The following is a 24,585-nucleotide window of genomic DNA, read 5'->3' on the forward strand; positions in this document are numbered from 1 at the left end:
GACTATGACGTTTACCCCGTACGCGCGCCCACCTCGCGCCGGGCGCCGCGAGTGGACCGCCCTCGTGGTGCTCCTGCTGCCCTGCCTGCTCGTCTCGATGGACGTCTCGGTCCTCTACTTCGCCCTGCCGTTCCTCTCCGCGGAACTCGCCCCCACCGGCGTCGAACAGCTGTGGATCTTCGACGTCTACGGCTTCGTCCTGGCCGGACTCCTGATCACCATGGGCGCGCTCGGCGACCGTATCGGCCGCCGCAGGCTGCTGCTCTGCGGCGCCGCCCTCTTCGGCGTCGCCTCGGTCCTGGCCGCGTACGCGCAGAGCGCCCCGATGCTCATCGCCGCCCGCGCGGTGCTCGGCATCGGCGGCGCCACGCTCATGCCGTCCACCCTGGCCCTGATCCGCAACCTGTTCCACGACGCCGAGCAGCGCGGCAAGGCCGTCGCGATCTGGTCCGGCGGCACGATGGGCGGCATCGCGATCGGGCCGGTGCTCAGCGGCGTGCTGCTGGAGCACTTCTGGTGGGGTTCGGTGTTCCTGATCAACACGCCCGCGATGGTGCTGCTGCTGGTGGCCGGGCCCCTGCTGCTGCCGGAGTTCAAGAGCCCGGCGGCGGGCCGCTTCGACCTGCCGGGCTCGCTGCTCTCCCTGGCCGCGGTGCTGCCGGTCGTCTACGGCATCAAGGAACTGGCCCGCAGCGGCTTCGAGGTGCTGCCCGCGTGCGCCGTCGTGGCCGGACTGCTGGCCGCCGTCGCGTTCGTACGCCGTCAGCGAGCCGCCCGGCAGCCGATGCTGGACCTGGAACTCCTGCGCCACCGCGGCTACTCGGGCTCCGTCCTGATGAACCTCCTGGCGATGTTCGCGCTGGTCGGCAGCGCGGTCTTCTTCACCCAGTACCTCCAGTCCGTACGGGGCATGAGCCCCCTGGAGGCGGCCCTGTGGAACGTCGTGCCGACCCTCGCGGTGGGCGCCGCCGCCCCGGCCGCGACCGCCCTCGCGCGGCGCATCGACCGGACCTTGGTCATCATTGGCAGCTTCCTGGCCGCGGCCGGCGGATTCCTGTGGGTGTCCCGCATGGCGGCGGACACGCCGCTGTGGACCGTGCTGCTCGGGGCCAGTGTCTACGGGGCGGGGGTGGTCATGGTCATGTCGCTCGGCACCGAACTGGCCCTCGGCGTCACCCCGCCGGAGCGCGCCGGCTCGGCCTCCGCCCTCCTGGAATCCGGCACCGAACTGGGCGGCGCCCTGGGGATGGCGATCCTGGGCACCCTCGGCAACGCGGTCTACCGCGGCGGCATCGACGACGCCGTGCTTGAAGGGCTCCCCGCGGGCGCGGCGGACACCGTACGGGAGACCCTGGCCGGAGCCGCGGCAGTCGCGGGAGAACTGCCGGGCCGGGCGGGGGAGGCGCTGCTGTCGGCGGCCCGTACGGCCTTCCTCGGAGGGCTGTACACGGCGATGCTCGGCGCGGCGGGCGTGATGGCGCTGGGTGCGCTGCTGACGGCGCTGTTGCTCAGGGGCACACGGACGCAGCCGCCGCCGGTGGAGGGCGCGTCCGCCCCGTCCGCCTCAACGGCTTCGGGCACCTCGACGTCACCGACCACCTCAGCCGACCCGGCGACCTCAACGGCCTCGGCTCCCTCAACTACCCCGGCTTCCTGACGGGAACGGGCGCCGGCCGTCCGAATCCGGCCCGCCCCGGCACTCCGAAGCCGGCCCGCCCCGGCACTCCGAAGCCGGCCCGCTCCGGCCGGAAGTCCGGCAGCGCGGCGCCCTCGCCCGGGTCGGGGCCGGGGTCAGCTGAAGTCCAGGTCTCCCGTCCGGGTCCGCTTCAGCTCGAAGAACTTGTCGTAACCGGCGAGCAGCCGGGCGCCGTCGAAGATCCGCGCCGCTTCCTCGCCGCGCGGGATCGCCGTCAGCACCGGGCCGAAGAAGGCGACGCCGTCGATGTGGATGGTGGGCGTGCCGACCTCCTGGCCGACCGGGTCCATGCCCTCGTGGTGGCTCTTGCGCAGCGCGTCGTCGTACTCCGTGCTGTCGGCGGCGCCGGCCAGCTCAGCGGGCAGCCCGGCCTCGGCGAGCGCCTCCTCGATGACGGTCCCGTAGTCCTCCCGGCCGCCGTTGTGCAGGCGCGTGCCGAGCGCGGTGTACAGGTCGCGCAGTACGCCCTCGCCGTGCTTCTGGGCGGCGGCGATGCACACCCGTACGGGGCCCCAGCCCTTGGTCAGCAGCTCCTGGTACTGCTCCGGCAGGCCTTCGCGGCCCTCGTTGAGGACGGACAGGCTCATCACGCGAAAGCGCAGGTCGAGGTCGCGGTGGGCCTCCACCTCAAGAATCCAGCGGGAGGTGATCCAGGCGAACGGGCAGAGGGGGTCGAAGTAGAAGTCAACCGTGTGACGGGTGGTGCCCGGGGCAGAAGCAGTCTGAGCAGTCATGACGCCACGATAGTTCGATTCGGAACTTTCGGCCGGGCGTTGATCCGGGACATCCGGCCGGAACGCGTCCGTCCGGCGCGTACCCGGCCGGAAGGTGCTCGTCCGGCCCGTGGGCGGGGTCGTGTCCGTACGGCGCGGGTCCGCACGTCCCGTGCCCGGCTGGTTCCGTCTACTCCGGCGGTATGCCCAGCATCCGCTGGAGCAGCTCCTTGAGCAGCGCGCGCTCCGCCACGGACAGCTCGCCGAGCGGCTCGCGCGCGAAGTCCAGAGAGTCACGCAGCCGTTCGGCCGTCGTCAGTCCGGCGTCGGTGGGGGCGGCGAGCTTGACCCGGCGGTCGGCCGGGTCCGGACGGCGCTCCACGAGGCCGCGGGACTCCAGCCGGTCCACGATGCCGGTCACGTTCGACGGCTCGCACTTCAGGTGCCGGGCTATCCGCCGCATCGGCATCGGCTCGCGGGCGAGCAGGCCGAGGACACGGGCCTGGGCGCCGGTGAGGGAGTGCTCGGCCGCGGCGTGCTCGTACTCCTCGTGATAGCGGGCCACGACGGTGCCGATCAGCTCGACGACCTCGACGGTCAGGTGGTCTGCGCGAGGAGTCATGACATCAGGATAGCGAATTGCTTGACAACATGAAATATCGAGGAGCATTGTTGTTTCACGTCCTGAAGCATTTAGGAGGAGCATCCATGTCCGCACTGCCCACGTCCAGCCGCGAATGGCACCTGGTCGCCCGTCCGCACGGCTGGCCGAAGCCGGAGGACTTCGCGCTGCGCGAGGCCGAGGTGGCCGAGCCCGGCGAGGGGCAGCTCCTCGTCCGCAACCTGTACTTCTCCGTCGACCCGTACATGCGCGGCCGGATGAACGACGTGAAGTCCTACACCCCGCCGTTCCGGCTGGACGAGCCGATGGAGGGCGGCGCGGTCGGCGAGGTCGTCGCGTCGAACGCGGACGGCTTCGCCGTCGGTGACCACGTCCTGCACTTCAAGGGCTGGCGCGAGTACGCCGTCGTGGACGCCGCCAAGATCGCCAAGGTGGACGGGTCCCTGGCCCCCCTCTCCGCCTACCTGGGCGTGCTCGGCATGCCGGGCCTGACCGCCTACGCGGGCCTGCTGGAGGTCGCCTCCTTCAAGGAGGGCGACGCCGTGTTCGTGTCCGGCGCGGCCGGCGCGGTGGGCAGCGAGGTCGGCCAGATCGCCAAGCTCAAGGGCGCCTCGCGCGTCATCGGCAGCGCGGGCTCCGACGAGAAGGTCAAGCTCCTGACGGAGGAGTACGGCTTCGACGCCGCCTTCAACTACAAGTCCGGCGGCTCCGTCGCCGAGCAGCTCAAGGAAGCCGCCCCCGACGGCATCGACGTCTACTTCGACAACGTCGGCGGCGACCACCTGGAAGCCGCCATCGGCGCGCTGAACCTGCACGGCCGCGTCGCCGTCTGCGGCATGATCTCGCAGTACAACGCCACGGAGCCGACCCCCGCGCCGCGCAACCTCGCGCTGGTCATCGGAAAGCGGCTGCGTATCCAGGGTCTGCTCGTCGCCGACCACACCCACCTCCAGGAGCAGTTCGTCTCCGAGGTGTCGGCGTGGGTGCGTTCGGGTGAGCTGAAGTTCAGCGAGACGAAGGTCCCCGGCATCGAGAACGGGTTCGAGGCGTTCCTCGGCCTGCTGCGCGGTGAGAACACCGGCAAGATGATCGTCGATCTCACGGACTGACCCCTCGCGGAACCGGTCCGGCCGGGCCACTAGGCTCGGCCCCAAGCCGTCGCGACCGTGGGCGCGAGTCGCGGCGAACCACAGGAGGATCTCTATGTCCATCCAGCCCGTAGACGTCGTCTACACCGCCGTCGCCACCGCCGAGAACGGCCGGGACGGCCGCGTCGCCAGCGACGACGGCAAGCTGGACGTCGTCGTCAACCCGCCCAAGGAGCAGGGCGGCAGCGGCGCCGGCACCAACCCCGAGCAGCTCTTCGCGGCCGGCTACAGCGCCTGCTTCCAGGGCGCGCTGAGCGTCGTCGCCCGTCGTGAGAAGGCGGACGTCTCCGGCTCCCGGGTGACCGCCAAGGTCGGCATCGGCAAGACCCCGTCCGGCGGCTTCGGTCTCACCGTCGAGATCGCCGCCACCATTCCGAACGTGGACGCGGCCACCGCCAAGGACCTCGTCGAGAAGGCCCACCAGGTCTGCCCGTACTCGAACGCCACCCGCGGCAACATCGACGTGACGCTCACCGTCGCCTGACGCGCGCACGCGAACCCCGGGCAGCCGGGCCCCCGAGCCCGGAGCCCCGGGCAGCAGGGGTGCCGGGGTGCCGGGCACCCGAGTCGAGGCCGCACTCCCGCTACGGGGTGCGGCCTCCGGCCGTCCCAGGACCGCGGGCGGCTCCGGAGCGGCCCGACTCCACCCCCTGTGACGCAGGCCACTTCACCGCCATCTTGACGCCACCGGCGTGTAATCGATTACGTAAGCCCACACGAAATCGATTACACGCCGACGTGCGATCGGGACGCCCTGCTCCTCGGTGTCCGCGACCGGCCTGCGCGGACCGCGTACCTGCACGGAAGGGCAAGGGCGGCATGGCGAAGATCAAGGATGTGGCCGAGCGGGCCGGGGTGTCCGTGGCGACCGTCTCGCGGGTGCTCAACGGGCGCAGCCCGGTCGCCGAGACCCGGGAGCGGGTGCTCGCCGCCGTCGAGGAGCTGGGGTACCGCCCCAACAACGTCGCCCGTGCCCTGCGCACCGCCCGTACCGGCACCCTCGGCCTGGTCATCAGCGACCTGACGAACCCGTTCTTCACCGAGCTGGCCGACGCCGTCGAGGAGGCGGCGCGCGGCCTCGGCTACAGCCTCATCATCGGCAACGCCGCCGAACGCCCCGGCCAGCAGGACGACTACATCCGTACGCTGCTGGACCGCCGCATCGACGGCCTGCTGGTCAGCTCGGCCGGTACCGGGTCCGCGATGCTGCGCGAGGTCGTCGCCTCCGGCACCCCGCTGGTGCTGCTCGACCGGATCGTGCCCGGCGTCGACGCGCCGTGCGTACGGGCCGACGGCGCCGCGGCGCTCACCGGACTCGCCGCCCACCTCGCGGCCCTCGGCCGGCGGCGCCCCGCCATCATCGTCGCCCCGGCCGGCACACCGACCGGCGACGAGCGCCTGGAACTCTTCCGTACGGCGCTGGCCGCGCACGGCATAGCGCTGCCGGCCGAGCGCGTCGGCTCCACGCCCGACCTCCAGCACACCGGCGGACGGCAGGTCATGCGCGCCTTCCTGGACCTGCCCGAGCGGCCCGACGCCGTACTGGCCACCGACAACCTGATGGCACTCGGCGCGATGGACGAGATCCGGGCGCGCGGGCTGCGGGTGCCCGACGACGTGGCGCTGGTCGTGTACGACGACGTGCCGTGGTTCGCGCACATCGACCCGCCGCTCACCGCCATCGCGCAGCCCACCCGCGAACTGGGCCGGGCCGCCGTGCGCACCCTGCTGGAGCGGATCGAGGGGCGCGCGGCCGGCTCCGTACTGCTGCCGGCCCGGCTCGTCACCCGCCGCTCGTGCGGCGAACCGGGCACCGGCGAACCGGGCACCACGCACGAGGAGAACACCCGACAGGAGAGGGGCAGCGCATGACCGACGTCAACGACGACGTTCGGGGCGACGCACCGGCCGGCCGCGAACTGCTGCGCGTGGAGGGGGTGACGAAGTCGTTCCCCGGCGTCCGGGCCCTGGACGGCGTGGACCTGAGCCTGCGCGCGGGCGAGGTGCACGTACTGCTCGGCGAGAACGGCGCGGGCAAGAGCACGCTGATCAAGATGCTCTCCGGCGCCCACCGGCCGGACGCCGGACGCATCCTCGCGGCCGGCGGCCCCGGCAACGCCCCGGACGGCAACGCCCCGGACGACAGCGGACCGCCCGGCGACGACGCCCGCCCCGGCTCCCGGCCCGGCCCGCACCCCGGCTCCCGCCCAGCCTCCCCCAACACCCCCCATCAAGCCCTCCGCGAAGTCCACATCCGCTCCGCGCAGGACGCCGAACGGCTGGGCATCGCCACCATCTACCAGGAGTTCAACCTCGTCCCCGGCCTGACGGTCGCCGAGAACATCTTCCTCGGCCGGCAGCCGCGCACCGCGCTGCGCCTGATCGACAAGAAGACCATGCGGGCCCGGGCCGCCGAACTGCTGCGCCGGGTACGCCTGGACGTCTCCCCGGACACGCCGGTCGCCGAACTGGGCATCGCCCGCCTGCAGATGGTCGAGATCGCCAAGGCGCTGAGCCTGCGCGCCCGCGTCCTGATCATGGACGAGCCGACCGCCGTACTGACCTCCGAGGAGGTCGGGACGCTCTTCGCGATCGTGCGCGAACTGCGTGCCGAAGGCGTCGGGATCATCTTCATCACCCACCACCTGGAGGAGATCGGCGCCCTCGGCGACCGCGTCACCGTGCTGCGCGACGGCCGCTCGGTGGCCGAGGTCCCGGCCGGTACGGACGAGGACGAGCTGATCCGGCTGATGGTGGGCCGCGACATCGCCGAGCAGTACCCGCGGCAGCGCCCGGACGCCCCGGGCGCGCCCCTGCTGCGCGTACGCGGCCTGACCCGCAACGGCCCCAACGGCACCCCGGTCTTCGAGGGCGTCGACTTCGAGGTGCGGGCCGGTGAGGTCGTCGGCCTCGCGGGCCTGGTCGGCGCGGGCCGCACCGAGGTCGCGCGGGCGGTCTTCGGCGTGGACCGCTACGACGCCGGGACCGTCGAGATCGACGGACGGGTACTGGCCCGCGGCGACGTACGGGCCGCGATGCGCGCCGGGCTCGGCCTGGTCCCCGAGGACCGCAAGGGCCAGGGCCTGGTCCTGGACGCCTCCCTCCAGGACAACCTGACGCTGGCCCGGCTGGACCGGGACACCCGCGGCGGCCTGGTCGACCGGCGCGGCCAGCGGCGCGCCGCGGCCGATGTGGCGGCGCAGCTGAAGGTGCGGATGAGCGGCCTCGGGCAGCGCGCCCGCACCCTCTCCGGCGGCAACCAGCAGAAGATCGTCATAGGCAAGTGGCTGCTGGCCGACACCCGGCTGCTGATCCTGGACGAGCCGACGCGCGGCATCGACGTCGGCGCCAAGGTCGAGATCTACCAGCTGGTCAACGAGCTGACGGCGGCCGGCCGCGCGGTGCTGATGATCTCCAGCGACCTGCCCGAGGTGCTCGGCATGAGCGACCGGGTGCTGGTCATGGCGCAGGGGCGGCTCACCGGTGAGCTGTCCGCCGACGAGGCGACGCAGGACGCGGTGATGGAACTGGCGGTGCGGTCCGCCGACGGCGCGGCCGGGCCCGGACCGCAGAACCCGAACGAGAGCGCGATGGAGGGCTCCGATGTCCGCTGATGTGAAGACGGGAGCGGGCGCCGAGGCGGTCGGCGCCGCCCCGCCCGGTGACGGCTTCGGCCCCTGGTTCACCCGGGCCGTCCTGAAGAACGGCCCGCTGGGCGGCCTGATCGCCCTCGTCGTGGTCATGACGGCCTTGTCCGGGGACTTCCTGAACGGACAGAACCTCCTCAACGTCGGCGTCCAGGCGTCCGTCACCGCCATCCTCGCCTTCGGCGTCACCTTCGTGATCGTCTCGGCCGGCATCGACCTGTCGGTCGGCTCGGTGGCCGCCCTCGGCGCCACCGTGGTCGCCTGGGCCGCGACCGACGCCGGCCTGCCGGTGTGGATCGCCGTCCTGCTGGGGCTCGCGGTCGGCGCGGCGGCGGGCCTGGTCTCCGGCGCGCTGGTCGCGTACGGGAAGCTGCCCGCCTTCATCGCCACGCTCGCGATGCTCTCCATCGGCCGCGGCCTCGCCCTGGTCATCACCGGCGGCTCGCCGATAGCCTTCCCCGCCTCGCTCGGCACGCTGGGGGACACCCTCGGCGGCTGGCTGCCGGTGCCGGTCCTGGTCATGATCGCGATGGGTCTGACAGCGGCACTGGTCCTCAACCGTACGTACGCGGGCCGCGCGATGTTCGCGATCGGCGGCAACGAGGAGGCCGCGCGGCTCTCCGGCATCGACGTCAAGCGCCGCAAGCTGGTCGTCTACGCGCTGTCCGGGCTGTTCGCGGCGGTCGCCGGCATCGTGCTCGCGGCCCGGCTGACCTCCGCCCAGCCGCAGGCCGCCGGCGGCTACGAACTCGACGCCATCGCCGCCGTCGTCATCGGCGGCGCCAGCCTCTCCGGCGGCTCCGGCAAGGCGTCCGGCACCCTCATCGGCGCGCTCATCCTCGCCGTACTGCGCAACGGGCTGAACCTGCTGAGCGTCTCGGCGTTCTGGCAGCAGGTGGCCACCGGTCTGGTCATCGCGCTGGCGGTGCTCCTGGACACGCTGCGCCGCCGGAGCGCGCGATGAGGCGGCGTACGGGCCTGCCCGGCGGCGGGACCGACCCGCGCGGCGGGCGCGGGGGACCGCGTAGTGGGCGTACGGGGCTGCCCGGCCGGGGTACGGGTGCGTTCCGCAGGCGTACGGGGCTGCTCGGCGCGGCGGCGCTGGCCGGTGCCCTCGTCCTGTCCGGCTGCGACCGCGGCGGCGACACGGACCTGGGTCTGGCCCTGTCCACCCTCAACAACCCGTTCTTCGTCGGCATCAAGGAGGGCGCGCAGGCCGAGGCGGACCGGCGCGGCCTGCACGTCAACATCACCGACGCACAGAACGACCCCATGCAGCAGATCAACCAGATGGAGACGTTCACCAGCCAGAACGTCAAGGCGGCGATCATCAATCCGGTGGACTCCGACGCCGCCGTGCCCGCCGTCGGCGTCGCCAACCGGGCGAAGGTGCCGGTGATCTCCATCGACCGCGGTGTCAACGGCGGCGACGTCGGCTCGACCATCGCCTCCGACAACGTCGCGGGCGGCCGCCTCGCCGCGAAGACCCTCGCCGAGTCCCTCGGCGGCAGGGGGAAGGTGGCCTTCCTGGAGGGGCAGCCCGGCACCTCCGCCGCCCGCGAGCGCGGGCAGGGCTTCGAGGAGGGCATCAAGGCGTACCCGGGCATCGAGGTGGTGGCGCGGCAGCCCGCCGACTTCGACCGGACCAAAGGTATGGACGTGATGTCCAATATGCTCCAGGCACACCGGGACATCGGCGGCGTCTTCGCCGCCAACGACGAGATGGCGCTCGGCGCGGCCAAGTCGCTGGGCGCCCGGGCGGGCAAGGACGTGAAGATCGTGGCGTTCGACGGGACGCCGGACGGCGTCGCGGCGGTACGCGGCGGCACGCTCACCGCCACGGTCGCCCAGCAGCCGAAACTGCTCGGCAGGCAGGCCGTGGACCAGGCGCTCAAGGCGGCGCGCGGCGAGCGGCTGCCGAAACAGGTGAAGGTGCCGGTGGTCCTGGTGACCGGCAGGAACGCGGCCAGATTCGATGGGTGAGAAGCAGATGTACGACGTACTGGTAGTGGGCTCGGCCAATGCGGACCTCACGGTCCGGGTGGCGCGGCGGCCCGGCGCGGGGGAGACCGTGCACGGCTCCGACCTGGTCGAGTCGGCGGGCGGCAAGGGCGCCAACCAGGCCGCTGCCGCCGCCCGGCTGGGCGGCCGGGTCGGCCTGCTGGCCCGGGTCGGTGACGACGCGTACGGCGAACTGCTGCTGGACGCGCAGCGCGCCGCCGGCACGGACGTCGCGCATGTGATCGTCGAGTCCGGTACCCGTACCGGCACCGCGATGATCATCGTGGGCCCGGACGGCGACAACAGCATCGTCGTCTCCCCGGGCGCCAACGCGGCGCTGACCCCGCGGGACGTGGCGGCGGCCCGCGACGTCATCGCGGCGTCCGCCGCGGTCTCCCTCCAGCTGGAGGTGCCGATGGAGACCGTACGGGCCACCGCGGCCACCGCCACGGAGACCGGCACCCGGGTCGTCCTCAACCCGTCCCCGACCCCGGAGCGCCTGGACCCCGAACTCCTCGCCGCCGCCGACCCCCTGGTGGTCAACGAGCACGAGGCGCAGCAGCTCGCGGACCGCGCCGAAGGCGGCCCGGAGGACTGGGCCCGCGCACTCCTCGGCCAGGGGGCCCGCTCGGTCGTCGTCACCCTGGGCGGCGACGGCGCGCTGGTCGTGGACGGCGAGGGGCACACCGACCGGGTCCCCGGCGTCAAGGTCGAGGCCGTCGACACCACGGGCGCCGGCGACGCCTTCACCGGCGCCCTCGCCACCCGCCTGGCCCGCGGCGACTCCCTCACGGAGGCGGCCCGCTTCGCCGTACGGGTCGGCGCCGCCGCCGTCACCAAGCCGGGCGCCCAGCCGTCCTACCCGACGCCGGACGAACTGCCGTCCTGACCCGGAGGCCACGGCGGGGGCGCCGTACCCGCCCCGTCCCCGCCAGGCCCGCGCGCCTCCGGGAACTGCGCTGCTGCGACGGTCATTTCTCCATCATGACCGGTGCCACTGACAACGCGGCGGTGAGGATGCTCCGCACCTGCTTGGTGATCGCGGTCCGGTTCCGTACGAAGTCCGGATCGGTGACCTCGCCGGTCGCCGGATCGGTGTTCCCGGCGCCGAACTTGAGCACCGGGGTGTGCAGATGGCCGCCCGGCACCTTCAGCTTCAGCGCGTCCCGCAGCAGCGTCGCCCGGTAGCCGATCTCGTTGGACAGGTAGTCACCACCGCCGCCCGCACGGGCCGTCGAGCCCGGCGTCGGCCCGTCCGGCCGCTCCACGGGCGCCCCGCCGCCCGCCGGGATCTCGGTCACAGCCGTGTTGTCCCGGACCGGGAACGGCCCGGTGCCGGCCGAGGCGAGCCGCGCGTACGGCAATGTCGTGGTGGTCCACTGCGGCTGCGGACGCACGGTCGGCACGCCCTTCGGGACCGGCACGGTCTCGGTCCGCGACTCCCGCGCGTTGTCCGGATAGCCGCCCCGCCAGGCGCCGTTGGTCCGCTCCAGGTCGAACTGCCCCGGCCGGCCCTGGCTGATGGTGGTGAACAGGTCCACCTGCCGCGGCCCGCGCCGGAAGTGCGGCAGCAGCGTCCGCTCGACCGTGCCCGCCGCGAAGTCCGCCCACCGTACGGGGAAGACGGCCGTCTCCACACGGGCGAGCCGTCCCGAGGACGTACGGACCGTCGTGCCGTCCAGCGCGAGCGCGGCGGCCCCCGACGGGTTGCTGCGCCGTGCGTCGGCGTCCAGCTGGAACGGGTCGAAGCCGGTCACCACGACGCGCAGCACACGGTTCCTGGCGTGTCCGCCGCCGGGCAGATCGATGGAGTCCTGCCCGCGCGAACCGCGCTCCAGCGCCCCCAGCAGCGCGTTCCGCCGGGTGTCGGTCAGCCGGAACTGCGGCTTCCACTCCCGCAGCGCCTTGGTCATCCCCAGCCGTGCCCAGTACAGCGGCCGGTCGTCGTCCCGGCTCAGGTCGCCGCCCTGCGGCCCGCGCCCCTGGACGCGGTCCACCGCGCGCCGCCACAGGCCGTGCCCCGCGTCCGCGACGTACCGTTTCGCCTCTCCGTACGAGTGCACCCGCGCCAGCCCGCCGCCGAACGTCCCGGCCACCCCGGCGAAACCGCTGCGCCGCAGGATCTCCTGCGGCGCGCGCTGCGACAGCCGCTGCTCCTCGGCGGTCGGCGCGGTGACGGCGGACGGCCGCGACGCGGTGGCGGCGGCGTTACCGGTGGTGTCGGACGTGGCGGCGGTGGCGGAAGGTGCGACGAGGGCGAGCGGGGCCGCGGTCAGCAGCGCGGCGCCGAGCACCCCCGTCTTGGTGCGTATGCGTCTCATGGGGTGAGTAAACCGGCGCCGTGCCGCCGACGGAAGGGGTTGATCCGTTTCGCGGCGGGGGAGGCGCCACGAGAAGCGCTCCCGCCCGGCCCCTGAGACGGCTCGCGCGGTCACTCAGGACGGCGCCTCCGCGCCTCCTGGGCGCTGCGCCCCTTACCGGGCCCGTCCGGACCTGCGCCCTCCCCGGAACGGGACTTCGCGCCGCCCTCCTCCTTGAGCAGCGACAGGAAGTCCCGGAATGCCGCCGGCATGTCCACCTCCTCCGGCTCCAGCAGCCACTGGAGCTGGAGCCCGTCCATCACGGCGGCCAGCAGCGGTGCCGCCCGCTCCGGCGTCAGCCCGCCCGGCAGCCGGTCGCCGAACTCCGCCCGCAGCGCCTCGGCCAGCGTCTCCCGTACGCGGCGGAAGCGCTGTTCGAAGAAGTCGCGGGCCGGGTGGTCCTCGGTGACGCTGTCCCCGGACAGGACCGTGTACGTCTGCACGACGCCGGGGCGCTCGGCGTTGTACTCGACCAGCGCGGCGAGGGTGTCCGTGCGCCGGACGCCGGAGGCGGCGGCCGCGGCGGCGGTGTCCCAGCGGTCGCGTTCCTCCAGCACGCCGACGAGCAGCAGTTCCTTGCTGGGGAAGTGGTGGAGCAGCCCCTGCTGGGTGAGTCCGGCGCGCTCCGCGACGGCCGCCAGCGACGTGCCCCGGTAGCCGCGCTCGGCGATCAGCCCCATGGCGGCCTGGAGGATCGCCGCGCGCCGCTCCGCGCGCTGCGCCTCGCGTCCGCCACCGCCGCGGCGGCCGCCCGGCCGCGCCTCGTGTCGTGCAGTCACCGGGCGAGCGTAACTCCGCCGCGCACCCGGCTCGTAAGATTACGTGACAGTAACGATACCTACCCTATGCCAGGTGAAACGGTCACAATCGGAGCGGCAGGTCCGGACCGCACGTCCACGTCAGGGAGAGCCGATGACCGACCACCGAAGCGCCCACACCGCGGCAGCCGCCCCCGCCGTCGAGGCGGCCCTCGGCGGACTGGACCTCGACACCAAGACCCGGCTGCTGTCCGGACAGGACGTCTGGACGCTGCCCGCCGTCCCGGAGATCGGGCTGCGGTCCCTGGTCATGTCGGACGGGCCGGTCGGCGTACGGGGCCGGGGCTGGGGCGCGGAGGACCCGTCCGTCGCGCTCCCGAGCCCCACCGCGCTGGCCGCCACCTGGGACCCTGCGCTGGCGCGCCGCGCGGGCCGGCTGCTCGCCCAGGAGGCGCGCCGCAAGGGCGTGCACGTCCTCCTGGCGCCCACCGTCAACCTGCACCGCTCGCCGCTCGGGGGCCGCCACTTCGAGTGCTTCTCCGAGGACCCGTACCTGACCGGTGTGATCGGGGCGGGATACGTCGGCGGAGTCCAGGACGGCGGGGTGGGCACGACCGTCAAGCACTTCGTGGGCAACGACGCCGAGACCGAGCGCTTCACCGTCGACAACAGGATCGCCCCGCGCGCGCTGCGCGAGCTGTACCTGGCGCCTTTCGAGTACATCGTCGAGAACGCCCGCCCCTGGGGCATCATGACGGCCTACAACCAGGTCAACGGTTGCACGATGACCGAACACCGTGAGCTGGTCGCCGGCGTCCTGCGGGGCGAATGGGGTTTCGACGGGGTCAACGTCTCCGACTGGACGGCGGCCCGCGACACGGTGCGGGCGCTGCGCGGCGGCCTGGACATCGCCATGCCGGGCCCGCACACGGTCTTCGGCGCCCCGCTCGCCGAGGCCGTACGCGCGGGCCGGGTCACGGAGGCCGAGGTGGACGACGCGGTGCGCCGGGTGCTGCTGCTCGCCGCGCGCGCGGGCTGCCTGGAGGGCGTCCCGGCCGCCGTCGCCCCGCAGGACGTACCGCAAGACATCGACGGCCGCGCACTGGCCCGCGAGGTCGCCCGCCGCTCCTTCGTCCTCGTACGCAACGAACCAGTCGTACGCGCCGAACCCTCCCCGGAGAACCAACCGGCCGTACGCGCCGAACCCTCCCCGGAGAACCAACCGGCCGTACGCGCCGAACCAACCCCGGAAAACGAACCGACCCCGGAAAACGAACCAACCTCGGAAACCCCACCGCCCCCGGAACGCGAGCTGCCTCCGCAAATCCAACCAACCCCCACCCCACCACGAGCCCTCCCCCTCGCCCCCGCCGCCCTCCGCAAGCTCGCCGTCATCGGCGCCGCCGCCAAGGACGCCCGGGTGCTCGGCGGCGGCTCGGCCACCGTCTTCCCCGAGCGGATCGTCTCCCCGCTGGAGGGCCTGCGCGCCGCCCTGCCCGGCACCGACGTCGTCTTCGCGGTCGGCGCCGACCCGCGCACGAAGGTCCCGCACGCCCGCGCGGGCTTCGAGCTGTGCGCCCGCTACCGCGACGCGGACGGCACGCTGCTCGCCGAACAGCCGCAGTCCGACGGCAAGGTGCAGGCCATGGGCAGCTTCCCGGACGGCGTCCGCCCATCCGGTCTGCACAGCGTCGAGCTGGCCGGCACCTTCACCCCGCAGACGTCCGGCACCCACACCTTCGCCGTCTCCGGCACCGGCGAACTGCGCCTGACCGTCGGCGGCCGGGTGCTGTTCGACGCCCCCTGCGCCCCGGACACCGACGACCCGTTCGAGGCGTTCATGAACCCCGCGGAACACCGCCTGGAGGCGGAGCTGTCCGCGGGCCGGGCCCTGGACGTGACGCTGCGCTTCGTCCCGCGCGCCACCGGGCTCGGCGCCGACCTGCCCGTACTGACCTTCGCACTCGGCCACGCGGAACCGCGGCCCGCCCCGGATGCCGAGATCGAGGAGGCGGTGCGCACCGCGGCGGAAGCGGACGCCGCCGTCGTGGTCGTGGCCACCACGGAGGAGACCGAGTCCGAGGGCTTCGACCGTACGGGCCTGGCCCTGCCGGGCCGCCAGGACGAACTGGTCTCGCGGGTGGCCGCCGTCAACCCGCACACCGTCGTGGTCGTCAACTCCGGCTCGCCCGTGGAGCTGCCGTGGCGCGACGAGGTGCCCGCCGTGCTGCTCGGCTGGTTCCCGGGCCAGGAGGCGGGGGCGGCGCTGGCCGACGTACTGCTGGGCGCCTACGAGCCGGGCGGCCGGCTGCCGACCACCTGGCCCGCCCGCCTCGCGGACGCCCCGGTGACCCAGGTCACCCCGGACGGCGGCGAGGTCGTGTACGGGGAAGGCGTCTTCATCGGCTACCGGGCGTGGCAGCGCCGTGCCCGCGAGCAGGCGGGCCCGGCACCGGCGTACCCCTTCGGGCACGGACTCGGCTACACGGAGTGGAGTTACGAGTCCCTGGAGGCCACCCCGGCCCGCGCCCGCGTCCGGGTGCGCAACACCGGTACGCGCCCCGGCCGCGAGGTCGTGCAGATCTATCTCGCGCCGCTGACCAGGGTCGCGGGCGCGGCGCCCGTGGACCGCCCGGACCGCTGGCTGGCCGGTTTCGCGACGGTGGAGGCCGCCCCGGGCGAGACGGCCGAGGCCGAGATCGTGCTGCCGCGCCGCGCCTTCGAGATCTGGGACGAGAAGGCCGGCGCCCACCGCTTCGCCGACGGTACGTACGCGATCGAGGCGGCCCGCAGTGTCACAGACCGGCGGCTGCGGGCGCAGGTCACGGTGGCCTGACTGCCGACGCCCCGCGGCGGGGGCGGCGCCGCGCCGGGCCTCAGCGGCCGGCCAGCACCTCCACGTCGCCCCCGTCGCTGTGCACCTTGACGTGGTGCGGCGAGCCGCTGTCCACGCGGGCGGTGACCGTACGGTCGCCGCCGTCCGTGGTGGCGTCCACCGCGTAACGGCCCTGCGGCAGCCGGACGGAGACCTGGCCGCCGCTGCTGTGGCCGTCCACCCGGTCCGGTACGGCGGTGAAGCGCGCTTCGACGTCGCCGCCGTCGGTCCGTACGTTCGCCTGCTTGGCCGTGCAGTCCCTGAGCTCGATGTCGCCGCCGCTGCTCTTGGCGCCGACGGCCCCCGAGGTGCCCTTGACGTCGATGTCGCCGCCGTCGGTCTCCAGCTCCACGGCCACCGACGGCGCCACCCGTACCTCGTAGGCGACGCTGCACCTGCCACTGACGCCCCCGCAGTCGTCCGCGGTGAGCTTCAGCGTGCCGTTTTCGAGCGAGTGCCGGGTGGCGGGCTTCTTCTTGCCGTAGGCGATGCGCTCCGTCACCTTGACCCGGTCACCGGCCGTCTCGTCGGCGACCACGTGGATGTTGCCGCCCGGCGTCGTCACGTCCAGCTTCGCCGCCTTGCCGTCCACCGTGTAGGTCTGCTCGCTCTCGGTGACCTTTTCGGTCAGCTCGCAGCCGGTGACCGCGACGGCCACCGTGACGAGGGCGGCCGAGGCCAGCGCGAGGCGGGTGGTGCGGTGTCCCGGCCTGGTGGCGCGGCGTGCGGTCATGACGGGTCCCCCAGGAGACGAAGCGGTGTGCGGGTGCGGGGCGGCGTACGGGTGCCGTGTGCGCCGCCGCTCGGGTCGGCAGCCATCGTCTCGTGGCGGACGCCGCGTTCGAGTCCTCAGGTGGGACGATCTCCCGGGCGTCTCCCTTAAGGGGCGTCGCACCCACGGCCCGCATTACGGGTGCCGCACCCGCGGTCCGCCTCGGAGGTGCCGTGTCCACGGCGCTCCTCAGTGCCCGTCAGGTCCGCTACGTCCCCTTACGGGTGATCTCCTGGAACGCCATCCGTGCCAGTTCCCGCTGGCCCTCCCGGCCCGGGTGGAACCAGTCCCAGGCGCTCAACTCGGCACCGGTGAAGCGGAAGTCGAAGACGGACCGGTCGAAGCGGCACAGCCGGTCCCGCTCGCACACCGACTCCAGGGCCTTGTTGTACGCCATCACCCGGTCCCGCACGCTCTGCCGCCGGGTGTCCGCGGCCTTCGACAGGTCGTCCGGGTCGCGCAGCATCGAGCCGCATATGCCCAGCTTCCACACTTCCTTGCCCAGCGGGTTCTGCCGCCCCTGCGACCACAGCCGCAACAGATCGGGCACGGCCGCGACGTACACCTGCGTCTTGGGCAGGGCGTGCCGCAGCTTGCGCAGCGACGCCTCGAAGTCGGCGCGGAAGGCGTCCGGCGAGGTCATCGCGGCGACGTCGGTGCGGCAGGCGTCGTTCGCGCCCACCATGACGGTGACCAGCTCGGGCCGCTGCCGCACCGCCCGGTCGACCTGGGCGGGCAGGTCGTGCATCAGCGCGCCGGTCTTCGCGAAGTTCCAGCTGTGCGTGGCGGGGTCCTTCACCAGCCGCCGGGCGACGCTGTTCACCTGCGGGTCGGTGCCGGTGGCCCAGGAGACGGCGGGGCAGTCGGACAGCACCGAACAGGCGTCGAAGCCGACGGTGATGGAGTCGCCGACCGCGGCCACCGAGGCGGGGTCGGTACGCCACGCGGGAGAGGGCTTGGGGGAGGGGCTCGCCGCCGTACGGCCGCCCGCCCCGCCGCCGTCGTCCGGATCGCCGCAGCCGGTCAGGGAGACGAGAAGCGCGGCCGACGCGAGGGCGGCGGCCGCGGCGTGGCGGGTCCGGATTGGCCGAAAGGGCCGATTGACCACCGTCATGCCCTGTCCCCCTCCGGCGTGCGAGTGATATCTGTTCCGGTACCGACGGTACGTCACACCCCGACCGCTGCCGCGCGGTAGCTTGTGCCGAGACCCGTAGGGTCCTCGCCCGACGGCACGGGCACAGTCGGCACACGTGTGTTACATCACGTCATTTACTGTCCCTTTTGCGGCAAATTGGGGCTAATGGTGTTTACTGTAGGTAACCTCGGATGCTGGTGCCGACGTGATCACTGGGGCAGAATGTTTGCAGCTGTCCCGGCCGCGACCGGAACGGGCACGAGGCCGCTGGGGAAGGCGAACCTCGAACCGTACTGGAGGTCCCGGTGACGACACGTGGAGTTCTGTACGTCCACTCCGCGCCCCGCGCGCTGTGCCCGCACGTCGAGTGGGCCGTCGCGGGCGTGCTCGGTGTGCGCGTCAACCTCGACTGGATCCGCCAGCCGGCGTCCCCCGGCACCTGGAGAGCCGAGTTCTCCTGGCAGGGCGAGTCCGGCACGGCCTCCAAACTGGCCTCCGCGCTGCGCGGCTGGCACCTCCTGCGCTTCGAGGTGACCGCCGAACCCTGCGCGACCGCCGAGGGCGAGCGCTACAGCGCCACGCCCGAGCTGGGCATCTTCCACGCCGTCACCGGCATCCACGGCGACATCCTCATCCCCGAGGACCGGCTGCGCGCCGCCCTCGCCCGCTCGGCGGGCGGCGAGACGGAGCTGGCGGGCGAGGTCGCCAAGCTGCTCGGCAAGCCCTGGGACGACGAGCTGGAGCCCTTCCGGTACGCGGGCGAGGGCGCCCCGGTCCGCTGGCTGCACCAGGTCGTCTGAGGCCCCCGCCACGGCACGCCGGTTCCGGGCTTGTCCTGGAGTCCGCTCCAGGCCGTAGCGTGCGGACATGTCCTCCAAGACCTCAGTGGCGGTGCTCGGCACCGGAATCATGGGCTCGGCGATGGCCCGCAACCTCGCCGGCGCCGGCCTGGACGTACGCGCCTGGAACCGGACCCGCGCCAAGGCCGAACCGCTGGCCGCCGACGGCGTACGGATCATGGACACCCCGGCCGGGGCGGTGGACGGCGCGGACGCCGTCCTGACCGTCCTGCTGGACGGACCCGCCGTCCTGGACGCGATGCGGCAGAGCGCCCCCGCCCTTCGCGCGAAGACCCTCTGGCTCCAGATGAGCACCGTCGGCGCCGACGGAGTCGCCCCGCTCGCCGCCCTCGCCCGCGAACACGCCCTGGACTTCGTGGACGCGCCCGTGCTCGGCACGAAGGAACCCGCGGAGAAGGGCCTGCTGACCGTTCTCGCGGCCGGGCCCGAGGAGGTGCGGGACCGGGCCGCGCGGGTCCTCGACGTCGTCGGACAGCGCACCCTGTGGGTCGGCGACGACGCGGCGTCCGGCGCCGCCAGCCGCCTCAAGCTGGTCGTCAACAGCTGGGTGCTCACCGTGATCAACGGCACGGGCGAGGCGCTCGCCCTCGCGCAGGGGCTCGGTGTGGACCCCCGCTCCTTCCTCGAAGCGGTCGCGGGCGGGCCGCTCGACCTGCCCTACCTCCGGACGAAGGCGGAGCTGATCCTGTCCGGCGAGTATCCGGCCAGCTTCACGGTGTCCGCCGCGCGCAAGGACGCGCGGCTGATCGAGGAGGCGGCCGAGGCGGGCGGGGTGCATGTGGACCTGACGGCCGCCGCCGCGGAGCGCCTGCGACGGGCGGAGGCGCAGGGACACGGCGACGAGGACGGCGCGGCCGCGTACTTCGCCAGCTTCTGAGGCGTCCGGCCCGCGCGCCGTACGCGGGCACGCGGGCACGCGAAAGGGGCCGCGCCCGACGGGCACGGCCCCTTCCCGCTTCTCACGGGCCGACGGGCCCGGCTCCGGTCAGACGGTCCGGAAGGCCAGCACCACGTTGTGGCCGCCGAAGCCGAACGAGTCGTTCAGCACCGCGATCGGGCCCTCGGCGGGCAGCGCGCGCTTCTCGTCGCGGACGATGTCCGCGTCGGCCTCGGGGTCGAGGTTTTCGATGTTGATGGTCGGCGGCGCCACCCGGTGGTGGATCGCCAGCACCGAGGCGACGGTCTCCACGCCGCCCGCGCCGCCCAGGAGGTGACCGGTCATCGACTTCGTGGCGGAGATCGCCATGTGGTCGACGTCGGTGCCGAAGACCTTGCGCAGCGCCTTGATCTCGGCCAGGTCCCCCAGCGGCGTCGAGGTCGCGTGCGCGTTGACGTGCGCGATCTCGGCCGGCTTGAGGTCGGTGCCCGCGAGCAGGTTCTGCAGTGCGTGCGCGATGCCGTTGCCGGAGGGCTCGGGCTGCACGATGTCGTGGCTGTCGGCGGAGATGCCCTGGCCCAGCGCCTCGGCGTAGACCTTCGCGCCGCGCTTGGCGGCGTGGTCGGCCGACTCCAGGACGATCACGCCGGAGCCCTCGCCGAGCACGAAGCCGTTGCGGTCCGCGTCGTAGGGGCGGGAGGCGCCCTGCGGGTCGTCGTTGTTCTTCGACATCGCCATCATGTTGCCGAACGCGGCGATCGGCAGCGGGTGGATGGCCGCCTCCGTACCGCCCGCGACGACGACGTCGGCACGGCCCGTACGGATCATCTCGATGCCGTAGCCGATGGCCTCGGCGCCGGAGGCACAGGCGCTGACCGGGGTGTGCACACCGGCGCGCGCGTTGACCTCCAGGCCGACGTTGGCCGACGGGCTGTTGGGCATCAGCATCGGCACGGTGTGCGGGGAGACGCGGCGCGAGCCCTTCTCCCGCAGGATGTCGTACTGGTTCAGCAGGGTGGTCACGCCGCCGATGCCGGAGGCGATGACCGCGCCGAGCCGGTCGGGGTCCACGGCCGGGTCCTCGCCCGCACGGGCCTGGAATCCGGCGTCCGCCCACGCCTCACGGGCCGCGATCAGCGCGAACTGCGCCGAGCGGTCCAGCTTGCGGGCCTGCGCCCGGGGGATGACCTCACCCGGGTCGACGGCGGCCGCAGCGGCGATGCGGACCGGGAGGTCGGCAGCCCACTCCTGGTCGAGGCCGGCCACGCCGGAACGTCCGGCGAGCAGCCCCTCCCAGGTCGAGGCACTGTCGCCACCCAGCGGTGTGGTTGCGCCGATACCGGTGACGACCACGGTGCGATTGGTCGCATTCACGGGAATTCTTACTCCACAGGTAGAGGGGTTGAGAATCGACGGCGCCACCGCGGGGTGGCGACATGCTCCGGGGCCGGATCAGCCCTGGTGCTTGAGGATGTAATCGGTCGCGTCGCCGACCGTCTTGAGGTTCTTGACGTCGTCGTCGGGGATCTTCACGTCGAAGCGCTCCTCGGCGGCGACGACGACCTCGACCATGGACAGCGAGTCGACGTCCAGGTCATCGGTGAAGGACTTGTCCAGCTGGACGTCCTCGGCGGGGATCCCGGCGATCTCGTTCACGATCTCGGCGAGACCGGCGACGATCTCTTCCTGAGTGGCGGCCATGATGGCGCTCCTTCGGTAATTTGTCGGGGGAACGGTAGAAAGTCTGCAGTTCCGGATGGTGGAACAAGCTCCGTACGGCCGCCGGGACACAGGGGCACCGACGGCACTGCGCGAAACTTGCCTAGGGGAGGGTAACGACCGTCGCGGCGTAGACGAGACCCGCCCCGAAGCCGATGACGAGCGCGGTGTCCCCGCTCTTGGCCTGCCCGGTCGCCAGCAGCCGCTCCATGGCGAGCGGAATCGAGGCGGCCGAGGTGTTGCCGGTGGTCTCCACGTCACGGGCGACCGTGACGCTCTCCGGCAGCTTCAAAGTCTTCACCATCGAGTCGATGATCCGCATGTTGGCCTGGTGCGGGATGAAGACGTCCAGGTCGTCCGGGCTGACTCCGGCCGCGTCCAGCGCCTGCTGGGCGACCTTCGCCATCTCGAACACGGCCCACCGGAAGACCGCCTGGCCCTCCTGGGTGATGGCGGGGTAGCGGATCTCGTCCAGCGCCACCCGGGCGTCCGGACCGTTGCCGCCGGGCACCGGGGTGCGGCGGTAGACGTCCCAGCCGAGCGTCTGCTTGATCGTCTCGGCCTTGTCGCCCTCCGAGCCCCAGACGGTCGGGCCGATCGCGGGCTCCTTGCCGGGGCCGACGACCACGGCGCCCGCGCCGTCGCCGAAGAGGAACGCGGTCGCCCGGTCCTCCAGGTCGGTCAGGTCCGAGAGCCGCTCGACGCCGATGACGAGCACGTACTCGGCGCTGCCGTCGGTCACCATGCCCCTGGCGAGCGTCAGACCGTAACCGAATCCGGCGCAACCTGCGGAGATGTCGAACGCGGCGGGCTTGCCCGCGCCGATCTTGTGGGCGATCTCGGTCGCGATGGCCGGGGTCTGCTTGAAGTGCGAGACGGTCGAGACGACGACCGCGCCGACCTGCTCGGGCGTGATGCCGGCGTCCGCGATGGCCTTGCCGGCCGCCTCCACCGACATGGCCGCCACGGTCTCGTCCGGGCCGGCCCAGTGACGGGTGGCGATGCCGGAGCGCGAGCGGATCCACTCGTCGGAGGAGTCGATGTGCTTGAGGATCTCCTCGTTCGGCACCACGCGGGTCGGGCGGTAGCCGCCGACGCCCATGATGCGCGCGTAAGCGGCGCCCTTGGCGGGCTTGATCTTCGAGGTCATGCTCTCGGGGCTCCTATTCGGCCTGGGCAGAGTGCTCGGCGATCAGCGTGCGGGCCGCGTCGAGGTCGTCGGGGGTCTTCAGCGCGAGGGTCTTGACGCCGGGCAGGGCGCGCTTGGCGATGCCCACCAGCGTGCCGCCGGGGCTCACCTCGATGATGCCGGTGACGCCCAGCTCCTTGAACGTCTCCATGCACAGGTCCCAGCGCACCGGGTTGGCCACCTGGCCCACCAGGCGGCGCACCACGTCCTGCCCGTCGGCGACGACACGGCCGTCCCTGTTCGAGACGTAGCGGGTGTGCGGGTCGGCGGGCGTGAGCTGCCCGACCGCTTCCTCCAGGACCGTCACGGCCGGGGCCATGTGGACGGTGTGGAAGGCGCCGGCCACCTTCAGGGGCACGACGCGGCGGGTGCCCTCGGGCTTGTTCTCGGCCAGCGCGGTCAGCTGCTCGGCGGTGCCCGCGGCGACGATCTGGCCCGCGCCGTTGACGTTCGCGGGGGTCAGGCCCAGCGCGTCCAGGTGCGGCAGGACCACGTCCTGCTCGCCGCCGAGGAGGGCGGCCATGCCGGTCTCGGTGACGGCCGCGGCGTCGGCCATGGCCAGACCCCGCTTGCGTACCAGCGCCAGCGCGTCGTCCTCGGACAGCACGCCGGCCAGGGCCGCGGCGGCCAGCTCGCCGACGCTGTGCCCCGCGGTGGCGCCGACCAGCCGGGAGAAGTCCTCCGGGGTCGCGAAGAGCTGCCGTGCGGAGACCAGGGAGGCCGCCACCAGCAGCGGCTGTGCCACCGCGGTGTCGCGGATCTCGTCCGCGTCGGCCTTCGTGCCGTAGTGGACCAGGTCCAGGCTGATGGCGGCCGACCACGCGCGAAGCCGGTCTTCGACACCGGGGAGGTCGAGCCAGGGAGTCAGGAAGCCGGGCGCCTGAGCGCCTTGGCCGGGAGCGACGAGTACGAGCACCCTCACACTCTCTCTTGTGGGAGGTCCCGCCCGCCCGTGGGGACAGGGACGAAGAACCATCAGGGGAATTGTCGGTGTTCTACAAAAGTCTAGAGTTGGCTGTCACTGTCGGCCAGGCGCCCCAGGATCAGCGCGATACGCAGCGTGAAGGCGGAGCGTACGTCCGAAGGTGACCATCCGGTGACGTCGGTCACACGTCGCAGCCGGTAGCGCACGGTGTTGGGGTGCACGAACAGCATCCGCGCCGCGCCCTCCAGGCTGCTGGCTTGTTCCAGATACACGCTCAGCGTCTCCAGCAGCGCCGAGCCCGCTTCCTCCAGCGGTCTGTAGATCTCCTCCACCAGCTGGTCACGCGCCGCCGGGTCGGACGCCATCGCCCGCTCCGGGAGGAGATCGTCGGACAGTACGGGACGAGGCGCATCCGGCCAGGCCGCACACGCCTTCAGCCCGGCCGCGGCGGCCTGCGCCGAGCGGGTCGCGGCCAGCAGGTCGGAGACCACCGGACCGGCCACCACCGGGCCCGCCGCGAACGGTCCGATCAGGGCTTTCGCCGCTTTGAGCGGATCGTTGGAGCCGCCCGCGATGACCACCAGACGGCTGCCCAGGACACCCGTGAGCACCTGGAGCTTGGCGTGCCGGGCCGCACGGCGGATGGCTTCCACCGTCAGCTCGCTGTCCCCGTCGGGGGCCGTACCCAGCACAACGCACACATGTTCGGGAGAATTCCACCCGAGCGCGGCGGCCCGCGACACCGCGCCCTCGTCCGCCTCCCCGGAGAGCACCGCGTTGACGACGAGGGATTCCAGCCGGGCGTCCCACGCGCCCCGGGCCTCGGCGGCCTGCGCATACACCTGGGCGGTGGCGAAGGCGATCTCCCGCGCGTAGACGAGCAGCGCCTCGCGCAGCACGCCCTCGTCGCCGGGCGCCGCCACGTCGTCGATCGCCGCCTCCATGACCTCGATGGTCGTACGGACCATCTCGACGGTCTGGCGCAAGGTGATCGCCCGGGTCAGCTCGCGCGGCGCCGTACCGAACACATCGGTGCTGATCGCCTGCGGTGTCTCCGGATGCCGGAACCACTCGGTGAAGGCCGCGATGCCCGCCTGGGCCACCAGCCCGATCCACGAACGGTTCTCCGGCGGCATGGCGCGGTACCACGGCAGCTGCGCGTCCATGCGGGCGATGGCGTTGGCCGCCAGCTTTCCCGACGACTTCTCCAGCCGGCGGAGCGTCGCGGTGTGCGGATGCGGGTGCGGGTCGCGCGATGCGGGTTCAGACACGGGGACAAGCCTGCCTT

General features: G+C 73.0%; 20 protein-coding genes and 1 pseudogene. 10 read left to right on the top strand and 11 right to left on the bottom strand.

What is annotated here, in order from left to right; genetic code table 11:
* Positions 1-4: 4 nt before the first annotated feature.
* On the top strand, positions 5-1,657 hold the full coding sequence (locus tag ACFV57_RS03140) for an MFS transporter (RefSeq protein ID WP_385225065.1): 1,653 nt from the start codon (positions 5-7) through the stop codon (positions 1,655-1,657).
* A gap of 134 nt (positions 1,658-1,791) precedes the next feature.
* On the opposite strand, the gene ACFV57_RS03145 is transcribed toward ACFV57_RS03140, so the two are convergent.
* Positions 1,792-2,430: a disulfide bond formation protein DsbA gene (locus tag ACFV57_RS03145; protein WP_385225067.1), complete on the bottom strand. Its 639-nt coding sequence runs from the start codon at positions 2,428-2,430 to the stop codon at positions 1,792-1,794.
* 169 nt (positions 2,431-2,599) lie between these two features.
* Entirely contained in the window at positions 2,600-3,031 is a 432-nt protein-coding gene (locus tag ACFV57_RS03150; RefSeq protein WP_385225069.1) for a MarR family winged helix-turn-helix transcriptional regulator, read from the bottom strand.
* Between the two features lie 86 nt (positions 3,032-3,117).
* Here ACFV57_RS03150 and ACFV57_RS03155 point away from each other — a divergent pair, with 86 nt between their 5' ends.
* From ACFV57_RS03155 to ACFV57_RS03180, 6 genes and pseudogenes are all read left to right on the top strand, one after another.
* Positions 3,118-4,140: an NADP-dependent oxidoreductase gene (locus tag ACFV57_RS03155; RefSeq protein WP_385225071.1), complete on the top strand. Its 1,023-nt coding sequence runs from the start codon at positions 3,118-3,120 to the stop codon at positions 4,138-4,140.
* A gap of 94 nt (positions 4,141-4,234) precedes the next feature.
* Positions 4,235-4,663 (top strand): organic hydroperoxide resistance protein, encoded by a 429-nt coding sequence (locus tag ACFV57_RS03160; protein ID WP_385225073.1) that lies wholly within the window; start codon positions 4,235-4,237, stop codon positions 4,661-4,663.
* Between the two features lie 335 nt (positions 4,664-4,998).
* Positions 4,999-6,051, top strand: a complete 1,053-nt coding sequence (locus tag ACFV57_RS03165) for a LacI family DNA-binding transcriptional regulator (protein WP_385225075.1) — start codon at positions 4,999-5,001, stop codon at positions 6,049-6,051.
* Entirely contained in the window at positions 6,048-7,793 is a 1,746-nt protein-coding gene (locus ACFV57_RS03170) for a sugar ABC transporter ATP-binding protein (RefSeq protein WP_385225077.1), read from the top strand. Before ACFV57_RS03165 ends, ACFV57_RS03170 begins: the two co-directional genes overlap by 4 nt.
* Before the next feature lie 127 nt (positions 7,794-7,920).
* Positions 7,921-9,809 (top strand): annotated as a pseudogene (locus ACFV57_RS03175) (substrate-binding domain-containing protein).
* Positions 9,810-9,816: 7 nt separating this feature from the next.
* Complete coding sequence (locus tag ACFV57_RS03180) at positions 9,817-10,716, top strand: ribokinase (protein WP_385225152.1); 900 nt, start codon at positions 9,817-9,819, stop codon at positions 10,714-10,716.
* Positions 10,717-10,798: 82 nt separating this feature from the next.
* On the opposite strand, the gene ACFV57_RS03185 is transcribed toward ACFV57_RS03180, so the two are convergent.
* Positions 10,799-12,148 (bottom strand): pyroglutamyl peptidase, encoded by a 1,350-nt coding sequence (locus tag ACFV57_RS03185; RefSeq protein ID WP_385225079.1) that lies wholly within the window; start codon positions 12,146-12,148, stop codon positions 10,799-10,801.
* Positions 12,149-12,258: 110 nt separating this feature from the next.
* Entirely contained in the window at positions 12,259-12,966 is a 708-nt protein-coding gene (locus ACFV57_RS03190) for a TetR/AcrR family transcriptional regulator (protein WP_385225081.1), read from the bottom strand.
* A 133-nt stretch (positions 12,967-13,099) separates the two neighbouring features.
* Between ACFV57_RS03190 and ACFV57_RS03195 the strand changes: the two genes are divergently transcribed.
* On the top strand, positions 13,100-15,781 hold the full coding sequence (locus tag ACFV57_RS03195; protein WP_385225083.1) for a glycoside hydrolase family 3 protein: 2,682 nt from the start codon (positions 13,100-13,102) through the stop codon (positions 15,779-15,781).
* 40 nt (positions 15,782-15,821) lie between these two features.
* Here the strand turns inward: ACFV57_RS03195 and ACFV57_RS03200 are convergent, their stop codons facing one another.
* Positions 15,822-16,553, bottom strand: a complete 732-nt coding sequence (locus ACFV57_RS03200) for a DUF4097 family beta strand repeat-containing protein (protein WP_385225085.1) — start codon at positions 16,551-16,553, stop codon at positions 15,822-15,824.
* A gap of 247 nt (positions 16,554-16,800) precedes the next feature.
* A complete protein-coding gene (locus tag ACFV57_RS03205; RefSeq protein ID WP_385225087.1) occupies positions 16,801-17,706 on the bottom strand; it encodes an SGNH/GDSL hydrolase family protein in 906 nt (301 codons plus the stop codon).
* A 326-nt stretch (positions 17,707-18,032) separates the two neighbouring features.
* Here ACFV57_RS03205 and ACFV57_RS03210 point away from each other — a divergent pair, with 326 nt between their 5' ends.
* Both ACFV57_RS03210 and ACFV57_RS03215 read left to right on the top strand, forming a co-directional pair.
* Positions 18,033-18,527 (top strand): DUF3145 domain-containing protein, encoded by a 495-nt coding sequence (locus ACFV57_RS03210; RefSeq protein ID WP_385225088.1) that lies wholly within the window; start codon positions 18,033-18,035, stop codon positions 18,525-18,527.
* 67 nt (positions 18,528-18,594) lie between these two features.
* A complete protein-coding gene (locus tag ACFV57_RS03215; RefSeq protein ID WP_385225090.1) occupies positions 18,595-19,464 on the top strand; it encodes an NAD(P)-dependent oxidoreductase in 870 nt (289 codons plus the stop codon).
* A 108-nt stretch (positions 19,465-19,572) separates the two neighbouring features.
* Here the strand turns inward: ACFV57_RS03215 and ACFV57_RS03220 are convergent, their stop codons facing one another.
* From ACFV57_RS03220 to ACFV57_RS03240, 5 genes are all read right to left on the bottom strand, one after another.
* Positions 19,573-20,838, bottom strand: a complete 1,266-nt coding sequence (locus ACFV57_RS03220; RefSeq protein ID WP_385225091.1) for a beta-ketoacyl-[acyl-carrier-protein] synthase family protein — start codon at positions 20,836-20,838, stop codon at positions 19,573-19,575.
* A gap of 78 nt (positions 20,839-20,916) precedes the next feature.
* Positions 20,917-21,165 (bottom strand): acyl carrier protein, encoded by a 249-nt coding sequence (locus tag ACFV57_RS03225; RefSeq protein WP_073761647.1) that lies wholly within the window; start codon positions 21,163-21,165, stop codon positions 20,917-20,919.
* Between the two features lie 121 nt (positions 21,166-21,286).
* Positions 21,287-22,333, bottom strand: coding sequence for a ketoacyl-ACP synthase III (locus tag ACFV57_RS03230; protein WP_385225094.1), 1,047 nt, complete (start codon positions 22,331-22,333; stop codon positions 21,287-21,289).
* Positions 22,334-22,346: 13 nt separating this feature from the next.
* Positions 22,347-23,288, bottom strand: a complete 942-nt coding sequence (locus tag ACFV57_RS03235) for an ACP S-malonyltransferase (RefSeq protein ID WP_385225096.1) — start codon at positions 23,286-23,288, stop codon at positions 22,347-22,349.
* Between the two features lie 89 nt (positions 23,289-23,377).
* On the bottom strand, positions 23,378-24,568 hold the full coding sequence (locus tag ACFV57_RS03240; RefSeq protein WP_385225098.1) for a PucR family transcriptional regulator: 1,191 nt from the start codon (positions 24,566-24,568) through the stop codon (positions 23,378-23,380).
* Between the last annotated feature and the right edge of the window lie 17 nt (positions 24,569-24,585).

Source organism: Streptomyces sp. NPDC059788 (assembly GCF_042732265.1).
Taxonomy (GTDB): domain Bacteria; phylum Actinomycetota; class Actinomycetes; order Streptomycetales; family Streptomycetaceae; genus Streptomyces.

Coding starts and splice junctions, on each gene's coding strand:
- ACFV57_RS03140 (WP_385225065.1), top strand. CDS start 5: ATGACGTTTACCCCGTACGCGCGCCCACCTCGCGCCGGGCGCCGCGAG.
- ACFV57_RS03145 (WP_385225067.1), bottom strand. CDS start 2,430: ATGACTGCTCAGACTGCTTCTGCCCCGGGCACCACCCGTCACACGGTT.
- ACFV57_RS03150 (WP_385225069.1), bottom strand. CDS start 3,031: ATGACTCCTCGCGCAGACCACCTGACCGTCGAGGTCGTCGAGCTGATC.
- ACFV57_RS03155 (WP_385225071.1), top strand. CDS start 3,118: ATGTCCGCACTGCCCACGTCCAGCCGCGAATGGCACCTGGTCGCCCGT.
- ACFV57_RS03160 (WP_385225073.1), top strand. CDS start 4,235: ATGTCCATCCAGCCCGTAGACGTCGTCTACACCGCCGTCGCCACCGCC.
- ACFV57_RS03165 (WP_385225075.1), top strand. CDS start 4,999: ATGGCGAAGATCAAGGATGTGGCCGAGCGGGCCGGGGTGTCCGTGGCG.
- ACFV57_RS03170 (WP_385225077.1), top strand. CDS start 6,048: ATGACCGACGTCAACGACGACGTTCGGGGCGACGCACCGGCCGGCCGC.
- ACFV57_RS03180 (WP_385225152.1), top strand. CDS start 9,817: ATGTACGACGTACTGGTAGTGGGCTCGGCCAATGCGGACCTCACGGTC.
- ACFV57_RS03185 (WP_385225079.1), bottom strand. CDS start 12,148: ATGAGACGCATACGCACCAAGACGGGGGTGCTCGGCGCCGCGCTGCTG.
- ACFV57_RS03195 (WP_385225083.1), top strand. CDS start 13,100: ATGACCGACCACCGAAGCGCCCACACCGCGGCAGCCGCCCCCGCCGTC.
- ACFV57_RS03200 (WP_385225085.1), bottom strand. CDS start 16,553: ATGACCGCACGCCGCGCCACCAGGCCGGGACACCGCACCACCCGCCTC.
- ACFV57_RS03205 (WP_385225087.1), bottom strand. CDS start 17,706: ATGACGGTGGTCAATCGGCCCTTTCGGCCAATCCGGACCCGCCACGCC.
- ACFV57_RS03215 (WP_385225090.1), top strand. CDS start 18,595: ATGTCCTCCAAGACCTCAGTGGCGGTGCTCGGCACCGGAATCATGGGC.
- ACFV57_RS03225 (WP_073761647.1), bottom strand. CDS start 21,165: ATGGCCGCCACTCAGGAAGAGATCGTCGCCGGTCTCGCCGAGATCGTG.
- ACFV57_RS03230 (WP_385225094.1), bottom strand. CDS start 22,333: ATGACCTCGAAGATCAAGCCCGCCAAGGGCGCCGCTTACGCGCGCATC.